The organism is Paenibacillus sp. NFR01, assembly GCF_900111565.1.
Lineage (GTDB): Bacteria > Bacillota > Bacilli > Paenibacillales > Paenibacillaceae > Paenibacillus_AQ.
Window position 1 is genome coordinate 1 of sequence record NZ_FOIK01000003.1, and the last position, 12,170, is coordinate 12,170.

Annotated in this window: 9 protein-coding genes and 1 rRNA gene; 1 reads left to right on the top strand and 9 read right to left on the bottom strand. The window is 50.3% G+C overall.

All coding sequences use genetic code 11. From position 1 onward, the window contains the following. From BMW84_RS14805 to gyrA, 3 genes are all read right to left on the bottom strand, one after another. Positions 1-212 (bottom strand): 16S ribosomal RNA (locus BMW84_RS14805); the annotation flags it as partial. A 264-nt stretch (positions 213-476) separates the two neighbouring features. Beyond that, positions 477-1,577: an HD-GYP domain-containing protein gene (locus tag BMW84_RS14810; protein WP_091069782.1), complete on the bottom strand. Its 1,101-nt coding sequence runs from the start codon at positions 1,575-1,577 to the stop codon at positions 477-479. A gap of 129 nt (positions 1,578-1,706) precedes the next feature. Continuing rightward, positions 1,707-4,220, bottom strand: coding sequence for a DNA gyrase subunit A (gene gyrA, locus BMW84_RS14815; protein ID WP_091069783.1), 2,514 nt, complete (start codon positions 4,218-4,220; stop codon positions 1,707-1,709). Positions 4,221-4,506: 286 nt separating this feature from the next. On the opposite strand from gyrA, the gene BMW84_RS14820 reads away from it, so the two are divergent. Next, a complete protein-coding gene (locus BMW84_RS14820) occupies positions 4,507-5,421 on the top strand; it encodes a YheC/YheD family protein (protein ID WP_091069785.1) in 915 nt (304 codons plus the stop codon). A gap of 61 nt (positions 5,422-5,482) precedes the next feature. Here BMW84_RS14820 and gyrB read toward each other — a convergent pair whose 3' ends face one another. The 6 genes from gyrB to dnaA all read right to left on the bottom strand — a co-directional run bounded on the left by gyrB (position 5,483) and on the right by dnaA (position 11,784). Next, positions 5,483-7,393, bottom strand: a complete 1,911-nt coding sequence (gene gyrB, locus BMW84_RS14825; protein WP_091069786.1) for a DNA topoisomerase (ATP-hydrolyzing) subunit B — start codon at positions 7,391-7,393, stop codon at positions 5,483-5,485. A gap of 17 nt (positions 7,394-7,410) precedes the next feature. Continuing rightward, complete coding sequence (gene remB / locus BMW84_RS14830; RefSeq protein WP_091069788.1) at positions 7,411-7,659, bottom strand: extracellular matrix regulator RemB; 249 nt, start codon at positions 7,657-7,659, stop codon at positions 7,411-7,413. 16 nt (positions 7,660-7,675) lie between these two features. Beyond that, positions 7,676-8,794: a DNA replication/repair protein RecF gene (gene recF / locus BMW84_RS14835; protein WP_091069790.1), complete on the bottom strand. Its 1,119-nt coding sequence runs from the start codon at positions 8,792-8,794 to the stop codon at positions 7,676-7,678. A 30-nt stretch (positions 8,795-8,824) separates the two neighbouring features. Continuing rightward, positions 8,825-9,052, bottom strand: coding sequence for a S4 domain-containing protein YaaA (yaaA, locus tag BMW84_RS14840; protein ID WP_091069791.1), 228 nt, complete (start codon positions 9,050-9,052; stop codon positions 8,825-8,827). 49 nt (positions 9,053-9,101) lie between these two features. Next, entirely contained in the window at positions 9,102-10,244 is a 1,143-nt protein-coding gene (gene dnaN, locus BMW84_RS14845; RefSeq protein WP_091069793.1) for a DNA polymerase III subunit beta, read from the bottom strand. Positions 10,245-10,437: 193 nt separating this feature from the next. Further along, the gene (dnaA, locus tag BMW84_RS14850; protein WP_091069794.1) at positions 10,438-11,784 is read right to left on the bottom strand and encodes a chromosomal replication initiator protein DnaA; all 1,347 of its coding nucleotides are present in this window, start codon (positions 11,782-11,784) and stop codon (positions 10,438-10,440) included. Positions 11,785-12,170 lie beyond the last annotated feature (386 nt).

Genomic DNA, 12,170 nt, shown 5'->3' on the forward strand with positions numbered 1-12,170 from the left:
CTCCGTCTTTCATCCTCTCTTCAGGCGAAAAGAGGAATTATCCGGTATTAGCTACCGTTTCCGGTAGTTATCCCAGTTCATGGGGCAGGTTGCCTACGTGTTACTCACCCGTCCGCCGCTAAGCTTATCCCGAAGGATAAACTCCGCTCGACTTGCATGTATTAGGCACGCCGCCAGCGTTCGTCCTGAGCCAGGATCAAACTCTCCATAAAAGTGTTTGACTTGCTCATTTAAAACATCTGACGAGAATTTGCATTCTCTTTAATACTCACTCGTTGTTCAGTTTTCAAAGATCAAACTTTGTTTCGCCGCTGCAATTTCTCATCAGCAGCAACTCTTATACTATATCATATCCAGCCGTTCGATGCAAGCTCTTTTTTTAACTTCATTCGAGCGTTTCATCTGATATTTCTTGGCCGGAATAATAATATACCATGTACAGAAGATGAATGCAAGCTTTTTTTAAAACATTCCCTTTATGCAATAATCTCCTGAATATACAACTCCCGTTCCAACATCAAATTCACGATTTTTCCCTCGATCTGAACCATTGGTCTTGTAGGGTTACTGCGGTCTGTGAAGATAATCTCTCCATGCCGGCCGTCGCTGAGCCGCACTTTTGTGCCATTATACAGTTCGGTGGCTTTTTGAATAAAGATTTGTACAATGGCCGGGTCGAGTTTGCCGAAGCTTTCTTTGAGTATTTGCTCTAATACCAGATAAGGCGACTGCGCTTTACGGTAGGACTTTTCCAGCGTCATGGCATGAAAGATGTCGGCAACCGCGACGATTTTGGCATAGGCATGAATTTGCGTGCCATCGAGATGCAGCGGATAACCAGTGCCGTCCACCTTCTCATGATGCTGCAAAGCTGTTAAGCGAACACCTTCGTTGATCGCCGTTACCGTACGGAGAATCTGATAGCCAAGCGTTGTATGCTTACGCACTTCTTCCGCTTCCGAATGTGTTAATGTCATTGGCTTATGTAAGAGGAAGTTATCAACTTTCGTGTTGCCGATATCGTGAAGCAGACCGGCAAACGCCACCTGCATCCAATCCTTTTGCGGATAGGCGCACCACTGGGCCAGTTTGTACGACGTCAGGGAAGATAATACCGCATTGTGGTAGTTGTAATCCTCTTCACGCAATGCCCGTGGAACAAATTTAAGCACATGGTAATCTTTAAGATGAGCAATCAGCGCCTCGAGTTGGCCGCGCAGCTCAAGCATCGGCAACGGGGCCGCGCCGGCAGAGCGGTAGCATTGCTTAATCAGAGACAGCATCTTGTCATATTCATCATGTAGCGGAGAATTACTCTTGGAGAGCAGCGCTTCATTGACGACCGCGCCTGCTTTGACCGTATTCGTTTTTGCAGCTTTTGGACCCTCACCCGGCTTAGGCTCAGCGGCCTGAACCCCTTCAATCTCCACCTGTTGGATTAAAAAGGCCTGCAAAATCTCAAGATCGCGCGGCAATATGACTTTTCCTTTGGTAAAGAGCGTTCCTCCCAGTGGAGTAACAACATCTTTGATGATTTTCGAACCCGGTTTGATCTCTGATACCGCAACGTACGGCATATGCTCAGCCCCTCTATCCCAAAACTTCACGTGGTTAAAATTTGTCCATTTTATTATAGTATGGATACTTATCATCGGCTAGATAGACAGAAAAAAAAGAGCACGGTTCCCCGTGCCCTTTACGTCGTATTATTCGTTTTGGTCTTCGGATGTGTCTTGGAATGTTTCTTCTGATGCGCCTTCATCGGACGATTCCAAATCGGCTTCATGATCAGATTCTTCTTCCTTGTCGGCCCGGCACAATGTAGCTACGGCGTCATCCTCACGGATATTGATCAGCTTCACGCCTTGGGCATACCGGCCCATCGTCGAAATTCCATCCATGCTCATCCGGATCAGCGTACCGCTGGTTGTAATAATCATCAGGTCCTCATCGGTTTTAACGACCTTCAGACCGACGACAAGACCGTTCTTCTCGGTCAGGTTGATCATCTTGATCCCCTTGCCGCCGCGTGTCTGGAAGCGGAAATCGCTTGCTGGCGTCCGTTTGCCATAGCCGTTGGCCGTGACAATCAGCACTTCAAGTTCCTTATCGACGCAGTCCATACCGATGACATGGTCATTCTCATCCAAGGTGATGCCTTTGACCCCTGTGGCACTGCGGCCCATAGAGCGCACATCGTTTTCAGAGAAGGTAATGGACATGCCGTTGGCGGTACCGATAATCAGATTTTGCGCGCCATCGGTCAACTTGACTTCGATCAGGGAGTCTTCTTCACGAAGGTTAATCGCGATCAGGCCGCCTTTGCGGATGTTGTTATAGTCCTCAAGCGGCGTCTTCTTCACAATGCCTTCGCGTGTAGCAAAGAACAGATATTTATCGCTGTCGCTTTCCTCAACCTGAATGACCGCGCTGATCTTCTCTCCTTGTTCGATTTGAATCAGGTTAATGATCGGAGTTCCCCGCGCAGTCCGGCCAAGCTCCGGAATCTCGTAGGCCTTGATCCGGTAGACTTTACCCTTGTCGGTGAAGAACATCAGGTAATTATGCGAGTTGCTCACAAAGAGATGCTCGACAAAATCCTCGTCTTTGGTATCCATGCCGATAACCCCGCGCCCGCCCCGCTTCTGGCTGCGATATGTGTTTACTGGCAGCCGCTTGATATAGCCGGTATGGGTAACCGTAATGACAACCTCTTCGCGCGGGATCAAATCCTCATCCAGAATGCTTTCTTCGCCGATCGTAATCTCCGTCCGGCGTTCGTCGGAATAACGGTCGCGGATATCCTGCAGCTCATTGCCGATAATCTCCAGCACGAGATGCTCATTAGCCAAAATCTCACGATATTCGGCAATCTTGGCGATCAGCTCGTTATATTCGTTTTCGATTTTTTCCCGTTCCAGACCGGTCAGGCGTTGCATCCGCATGTCCAGAATCGCCTGGGCTTGCTCCACGCTAAGGCTGAAGGTCTCCATCAATCCGTCGCGGGCAATCTCCGTTGTACGGGATGCGCGAATCAAGGCGATGACCTCATCCAGATGGTCGAGTGCTACCCGCAAGCCTTCGAGAATATGCGCACGGGCTTCCGCTTTCTTCAGATCGAAAATCGTCCGGCGACGGATGACTTCGATCTGATGCTGCAGATAATGGTGCAGGACATCGCGAAGATTCAGGATCTTCGGCTCATTGCCGACGATCGCCAGCATGTTGATGCCGAAGGTCGACTGCATGGCCGTATGTTTATACAAATTGTTCAGAACGACATTCGGGTTAACGTCGCGCCGCATTTCCACAACGATACGCATCCCGTTGCGGTCCGATTCATCTCTGAGGTCGGTAATGCCTTCAATCCGTTTTTCACGGACCAGCTCGGCGATTTTCTCCACCAGTCTCGCCTTATTCACCTGATAAGGCAGCTCGTGGACGATGATCCGCGCCTTACCGTTGTTGTCTTCAATCGTCGCTTTCGCGCGCATCGTCACCGAGCCGCGGCCGGTACGATAAGCCTGGCGGATCCCTTCACGGCCAAGAATATAGCCGGCAGTCGGGAAATCCGGACCTTTGATATATTCCATGAGCTCCATAGGCGTGATATCGGGATTCTTGATCATCGCCTGCACGCCGTCGATGACTTCGCCGAGGTTATGCGGCGGAATGTTCGTAGCCATCCCTACGGCAATGCCGGAGACTCCGTTTACAAGCAGATTCGGATAACGGGAAGGCAGGACAACCGGTTCATTTTCTTCGCCGTCATAGTTGGGTGCAAAATCAACCGTCTCCTTGTTCAGATCGCGCAGCATTTCACCAGCGATTTTGGAGAGACGGGCTTCGGTATACCGCATAGCCGCCGCCATGTCACCGTCGATCGAGCCGAAGTTGCCGTGGCCGTCGACCAGCATATAACGCATGGAGAAATCCTGGGCCATCCGGACCATCGTTTCATAGACCGCGGAATCGCCGTGCGGGTGGTATTTACCGATGACTTCGCCCACGATTCTCGCTGACTTCTTATGAGGTTTATCCGCAGACATCCCAAGTTCCGACATCGCAAACAAAATGCGTCGGTGAACAGGCTTCAGTCCGTCCCGCACATCCGGCAAAGCCCGGCTAACGATGATGCTCATCGCGTAATCCATAAAGGAATCGCGCATCTCCACACCAATGTCCCGATCTCTGATTTGCGGGTTATTTTGTTCAGCCATGTGTTGCTGGACCTCCTTCAGTTAAAAAACCGCTACCCCTAATTATATTACTTTCACAAAAACTGCACAATTAAACGCCTGATGGCTTATCCGTCTTCAAAGAACTCTTTTTTTAGAGCAAGCAGGGGTATTCGCCCTTTCCGCCACTATCACACCTACATAGACTGTAGAAAAAGAGCTGCGGCGATTGTCCATCATTCGTCAATTAAGGGGCTCTCGCATCCTTATATTATAACATTGTTTACTAAGCTTGTCCTGATATTTCAGCCTGCATAGGAGGAAGATGATGAGTATACAACGGGTTTCAAGCAAATGGGCTAAAACAAAAGTCATCCTGCAAAATCCCCGGCTCTCTCCCTATATTCCTGAAACACGAGTATACACCAGCTCGGGTTTATCCACGTTGCTCGGACTATACGAAACCGTTTATATAAAGCCTGACCGCGGCACGTACGGTGTCGGCGTGATGCGTGCGGAACGGCATGTGCTGATGCCGCAAGTCAGCAGTCTGGATCCAGAGCCTGAGGATGCAGAGCTCCCTCCCGAAACGGATGAGCAGCTGCAGCCGGCCGTAGCTGTAACCGAGGAACCCCAGACGCTGTACATTCTCCGCCATGGCAAAGAGTCGCACTCTTTTATGACAGTCGAAGCCCTGAATAATGCCATCGCCCAGCGGATTCAGAAACGAAAGTATCTAATTCAGCAAGGCATTCAGCTTCTCTGCCATGAGCGGCTGCCGTTTGATTTGCGGATCCTGACACAAAAAAATCCCCATGGTGGCTGGGAAACGACCGGTATGGTGGGCAGAGTAGCGGCTCCGCAGAAAATCGTAACCAACTATCATAACGGGGGCAAAGTAGAATGGGTCAGCAAGCTCCTGAAAGATCATATGAGTCCCATCGAGGCAGCCGCAACGATCAAAAAACTAAAATTGCTCGGACAGCGGATCGGGCAGCAACTGGAGAGCGCTTATCCGTCGATCAAGGAAATCGGCCTGGACGTTGCCATCGATGAGCATCATGACTTGTGGCTGCTGGAGGTCAATACGCTTCCCGCTATCTTTATTTTCAAACAGTATCCCGATAAAACCGTTTATGAAAAAATCCACCGCTACGCATCGGCATACGGCCGACTCAAAAAGAATAAACCGGCGGCTACCTCTAGACGAAAATCACCCGCCAGACGTTCCAGCCGGAGATGACAAAAAAAGAACCTCCGCCTGTTCATACGAACAAGGAAGGTTCTTTAGGTTTGTGCCGCTGTTAAATATCGAGATTGCGTACCGATTGGGCATGCTCTTGAATAAATTCGCGCCGTGGCTCGACATTGTCGCCCATCAGCGTATCAAAGATAGCATCGGCCAGAATGGCATCTTCAATCGTAACCTGCAGCATGCTGCGGTTCTCCGGATCCATGGTCGTATCCCACAGCTGCTCGGCATTCATTTCCCCGAGACCTTTGTAACGCTGTACGTTGACCTTCACGTTGTCTCCAAAGGAGGCGATGATCTCATCGCGCTCTTTTTCGGATTGGGCGTAGCGTACCACTTTATTGCGTTCGATCTTGAAGAGCGGCGGCTGGGCAATATAAATAAAGCCGGCATCCACAAGCTTGCGCATATAGCGGTAAAAGAAGGTCAGCAGCAGCGTCCGGATGTGGGCACCGTCGACGTCGGCATCGGTCATAATTACGACTTTGTGGTACCGTGCCTTGCTCAAATCGAAATCGTCGCTGATGCCGGTACCGAGCGCGGTAATGATTGCCCGGATTTCGGCGTTGGACAAGATCCGGTCAAGCCGGGCCTTCTCTACGTTGAGAATTTTGCCGCGCAGCGGCAAAATCGCCTGGAAATGCCGGTCCCGGCCTTGTTTGGCCGAACCGCCTGCGGAGTCCCCTTCGACGATATACAGCTCGCTGATCGAAGCGTCCTTGGAGGAGCAGTCGGCCAGCTTGCCCGGCAGGGCACTGACTTCCAGTGCGCTCTTGCGGCGCGTCAATTCCCGTGCTTTACGGGCCGCTTCCCGCGCACGGGATGCCTGCAGCGATTTCTCAAGCACGCGGCGGGAGATCGCCGGATTTTCTTCCAGGAATTCCTGCAGCTTCTCCCCGAACAGCGATTCCACGACGCCGCGCACTTCGCTGTTGCCGAGCTTGGTTTTGGTCTGGCCCTCAAATTGCGGCTCAGGGATCTTCACGGAGATGATCGCCGTCAGACCTTCGCGGACGTCATCGCCGGTCAGATTGGAGTTACTGTCCTTGATGATGCCGGATTTGCGGGCATAGTCGTTGATGATCCGCGTCAAGGCACTCTTGAAGCCGGATTCATGGGTTCCGCCTTCATGGGTATTGATATTATTGGCGAAGGAGTAGATGTTCTCCGTATACGAGTCGTTATATTGCAGCGCGATTTCGACCTGGATCATGTCGCGCGAACCTTCGACGTAGATCGGCGCTTCATGCAGCGCTTCTTTTTTCTCGTTCAAATATTTCACGTATTCCACAATGCCGCCTTCGTACTTGAAGGTGTTGGACACGCCGGTCCGTTCATCGAGGATGGACAGCTCAATGCCTTTGTTCAGGAAGGCCAGCTCGCGCAGACGGGTAAGCAGCGTGTTGTAATCAAATACCGTAGTTTCGGTAAAAATCTCCGGATCGGGTTGGAACGTTGTTGTCGTTCCGGTTTCTTCCGTATCGCCGACGATTTTGATATCGTACTGCGGCGCGCCTCGGCGGTATTCCTGACGGTAGGCGTGACCATCGCGTTTGACGGTTACCTCAACCTTTTCAGACAATGCGTTGACTACGGAAATCCCTACACCGTGCAGACCGCCGGATACCTTGTATCCGCCGCCGCCGAATTTACCGCCCGCATGAAGGACGGTCATGACGACTTCCAGCGTCGATTTTTTCAGCTTAACGTTCTCCCCGACCGGGATCCCCCGGCCGTTATCGATAACCGTTACGCTGTTATTTTCATGGATGATGACCTGAATGCGGTCGCAAAATCCGGCCAACGCCTCATCGATACTGTTATCGACAACCTCCCAGACCAAATGATGCAGGCCTTTGCTGCTCGTCGAGCCGATGTACATGCCGGGACGCTTACGGACGGCCTCCAGCCCTTCCAGGACCTGTATCTGGCTCTCATCATATGTCGGTTGATTCATGGACATGCTTTCACCTACTTCTTTTATATTTCAAGCAAGATTTTTGCTCTCTTTTTGAGTGTTGAGGAAGAAATCGGAGAGTAGTAGATTGTATTTTTGGTCACAACGATGGATTTGGCTTCTTCGTCGCCGATCCGCTCGAGCCGCTTGTCTTGCAGGGAACAGGCGATAAACTGCTTGGATATCTTGGAAGATTTCTCAATCGAAATATCAAAGATCGCAATCAGCTCCGAGGACCGGATAATTTTTTCCCCGCCCAAATGAATATACATCGTCTTCCTCCGCTCTTTAGAACTCCACGCTTCCGTCATGGACATGATACAGGCATGCGCCCTTCAGCTTTCCGGTGTTCAGCCCTTCGACGCCCGTAGCGGTAATAAAGGTCTGAACCTTGCTTTGAAAGGTTTCGATCAGCTGGGTTTGGCGGTACGGGTCAAGCTCGGATAATACATCATCCAAAAGCAGCACCGGATATTCACCGATCTCTTCGTGAATCAGCTCGATTTCCGCCAGTTTAAGCGACAGCGCCGCCGTGCGCTGCTGCCCTTGCGAACCGTATACCTGAGCTTCCCTGCCATTGATAAAAAAGGACAGGTCATCCCGGTGGGGGCCCGTCAGCGTCATGCCGCGCCTGATTTCCTGATCTCTTGTTTGTGATAACTTTAACATAAAATTGTCCAATAAGACAGCTTCATCTTCCTCTTCGCGTTCGCCAAACGACGGAACATAGGCTAATTTCAGCTCTTCCCCGCCGCTAGTAATCCCTCTATGAATGCTTTCGGCCCACACTTGCAGCTTCTTTATGAATTGTTTCCTCTTTTTGATAATTTTAACACCGTGCTCGGCCAATTGGGTATCCCAGATCTCCAGAAGTTCTCTTGCGGAACCTTCTTTCCCCCATAATTGCTTTAACAGATTTCCTCTCTGTACCAGCACTTTCTGGTATTGGGACAAATGAAACAGATAGCCGGGCTGTACCTGGCCGATCTCCATATCGAGAAAACGGCGCCGTACCCCCGGCGTGCCTTTCACAATTTCCAGATCCTCAGGCGCGAACATCACCACATTTAGCGATCCGACGAATTCACTCAGCCGGCGCTGCTCCAGCCCGTTGATTTTGGCTTTTTTACCTTGCGGCGAAAGCATCAGCTCCAGCTTCAATTCGCCGTATTTGCGTTCCACCTCGGCAATAATATGGGCGGAACCAGAGGGAGCATCGAAAGCGATCAACTCCCGGTCTTTGGTTGTACGGTGACTCTTCGTCATGGCCAGCACGAACAGTGCCTCCATGAGATTGGTTTTGCCCTGGGCGTTTTGCCCGAGAATCAAATTGACATCGCCCAAGCTCTCCAGGCGCAGTATGCCGTAGTTGCGGTAATGCTGCAATCCGATATTTTTGACAAACACGTAATGCGCGCCTCCTCCGGATCGCTCTTCCTATTCCCGGCTTCCACCGTCCTCGACGATGAACACTCCGTTGTCCTCGACCTCTATTTTATCACCTGGGTAAAGCTTCCGGCCACGCCGTTCTTCAAGTTCACCGTTTACGCGTACGGCTCCTTCCTGCAGCAGCGCCTTCGCCATACCGCCTGTGGATACGCAATCGGAGAGCTTCAAAAACTGGTCCAGCTTAATATATCCACTGTGGATAAGTATTTTTTTCATCGTTCGTTATTCCTTCCCTCACTTATCCACAGTCGTGCGGACAGTGATCTTAGTTGGTTGTACGGTACGGCAGAATGACATAAAGCGCGCGGCTGTCGTCCAGTGGACGCAGAATAATCGGACTCATCATTCCGGTAAAAGCAATGGTCAACTGCTCGCTGTCCACGACCTTCAGCACGTCAAGCATATATTTGGAGTTGAAGGAGATCCGTAGCGGTTCGCCTTTGAAATCGGCAACTTCGAGCTCCTCCCGTACCTTTCCGAGTTCCGACGAGCTGGAGGAGATTTCGATATCTCCGTTATCGAGCGTCTGCATGCGCACAATATTCGTTTTTTCCTCACGGGACAGCAAATAAGCGCGATCGATGGAATCGGTCAGTTTTTTTGTGTCCAAAGTGAGTTCTGTTTTGAAGGCTGTCGGAATAATTCTAGAAGTATCCGGATACACGCCGTCCAGAATTCGCGTGTAGAACAGCACTTTGTCGATTTTGAACAGCACCTGGTTGTCGGCGACGACGATGTCCACGAGCATATTCTGATCCGGAATGATTTTGCTGAGCTCGTTCAGCGTTTTACCGGCAATGACGATGTTTCCGAATTGAACATTGTCCGTTCCTTCAAGACTTGCCGAGCGGGTGGCCAGGCGGTGGCGGTCCGTCGCGGTGAATTTGAACTCGTTATTGCTTAGGTTCCAGAGAATGCCGGTCAGAATCGGCGTTGTTTCCTGGGTGGAAATCGAAAAAGCCGTTTGCTTGATCATATTCTTCAGCAGATCGCCAGGAAGGGAGATCATATCGTTCTCTTCGATGCTCGGCAGCACCGGGAATTCCTCCGGATCTAGGCCGACGATTTGAATTTCTGTCGATCCCGAGGAGATAAAGGTTTGAAACCCTTCCTTCACTTCCATCTGGATTTCTTTGGACGGCAGCTTTTTGATGATTTCAACGAAAAATTTGGCAGGCAAAACAACGCTTCCCGGTTGTTCGACCTTCACAATGGTGTGATTGTCATCTTCCGCTGGAATAAAGGATTGGATAGAGATGTCGGTATCGCTTGCGGTAAGCGTTACGCCATTGTAATTTACTTCAAACTTGATGCCGGTCAGAATCGGTATGGTTGTACGGCTGGAGATGGCTTTCGATACGTGGCCAATGGATTCGTTAAGCTCATTTTTGAGAATGGTGATTTTCATAGTTTCACTCCTAGCGAGAATTTGGAGAATGGTCTGCGGAAGCTGCTGTGCAGCGCCGCTTTTTATGATGAATTAATTATAGTTATTAATAGTATTAGTAGTAGGCGGGACGATTATGTGGATAACCTGGACAAGCGCATAAAATTAAGCCTACCCACATGTGTATAGATTGTGTATAGGCTCTTTGTTCCTCTTAGGAAGGATTTTTAATTTTCTCTGCGATGTTGTTTACCACTTTATAAAGCTCCTGATCCTCTTTCATCGACTGCGTTATCTTCTCGTGGGCGTGGATGACGGTGGTATGGTCGCGCCCGCCGAATGCCTCCCCGATCTTAGGCAGCGAATAATCGGTCAGCTCCCTGGATAGGTACATGGCGATCTGCCGCGGAAAAGCTACGGCTTTGGTGCGTTTGCGCGCCTTGAAATCCTCCATCCGCAGGTTGTAATATTCGCCGACCTTCTGCTGAATGTCTCCGATCGTAATCATCTTCGGCCGGCTGGACGGGATAATGTCCTTCAGCGCTTCGGCAGCCAAATGGGTCGTGACATCCTGGTTCGTCAATGAAGAATAGGCGACGACGCGGATGAGCGCTCCCTCCAGCTCGCGGATGTTCGTATCGATCTGGTTGGCAATATACATCATCGCTTCGTTTGGAATATCAAGGTTCTCCGCTTTTGCTTTCTTGCGCAAAATGGCGATCCGCGTCTCCAGATCCGGCGGCTGAATGTCGGTGATCAGGCCCCATTCGAAACGGGAGCGCAGCCGCTCTTCCAGCGTCGGAATTTCCTTGGGCGGCCGGTCGCTGGAGATAATAATCTGTTTGCGTTCCTCATGCAGCGCATTGAATGTATGGAAAAACTCCTCCTGCGTCGATTCCTTGCCGGCCAAAAACTGAATATCGTCGATGAGCAGAATGTCGACATTGCGGTATTTGTTGCGGAAGCTTTCGCCGCGGTTGTCGCGAATAGAGTTAATGAATTCATTCGTAAATTTCTCAGAGGAAATATAAATAACCTTATGATTCGGATTATGTTCCAGCACATAATGCCCGATGGCATGCATCAGGTGGGTTTTACCGAGTCCAACGCCGCCATACAGAAACAGCGGGTTATAAGCCTTGGCCGGAGCTTCGGCGACAGCTAGCGAAGCGGCATGGGCAAAACGGTTGCCGGAGCCGATGACGAAAGTATCGAACGTATATTTCGGGTTAAGCAGATGCGTCTGGGCTTCCTCGCGGGATACCGCTGGAGCCGGAGCGGCCTGCTGAATGACCGGCTCAGCCGGCTTGTTCTCTTCGATGACGAATCTGACGTCGACTTGTTGCCCGGTCACTTCCATGACCGTGGCGCCGACCAGCTTGGTGTAGCGGCTCTCGAGCCATTCCACGGCAAATGTCGTCGGAGCGGAGATAATCAGCGCATCGGAAGAAAAGGTTAACGCTTTCGTCGCTTTAAACCATGTATCGAAGCTGGGTTTGCTTAATTTGGTCTGGATAATCGATAAAATTTGCTGCCATAATTCGGAAGTATGGCTGTCCACAGACTGTCACTCCTTTAAATCTTCCAAATGTGGCGTCAGCCATGAAGTGGAATGTCGAAGAAAATAGGTTGGTGCAGAAACTTATCCCCAGCAAGCAGTATCAAGAGACACAAAAATATGGATAAATTTGAATTGTTCACAACTTTATCCACAGCTTGTTGATAATATAGAGAACTAACAAATCTATTCACAATCAAAAGTAATACCATCATAGCAAAACCACCCTTGTTTTTCAATGAGCGGCGATAATTTATCCACAAATTCAAGCGCTTGTGTACAATTCTTAATAACAACACTACATATTGTTGATATGTTGTTCACCGTTCGACAAGTTCCGTCAGGGGACTTGTTTTTTTGTGCACAGCTTATGCTCAGTCGTTCAGGTT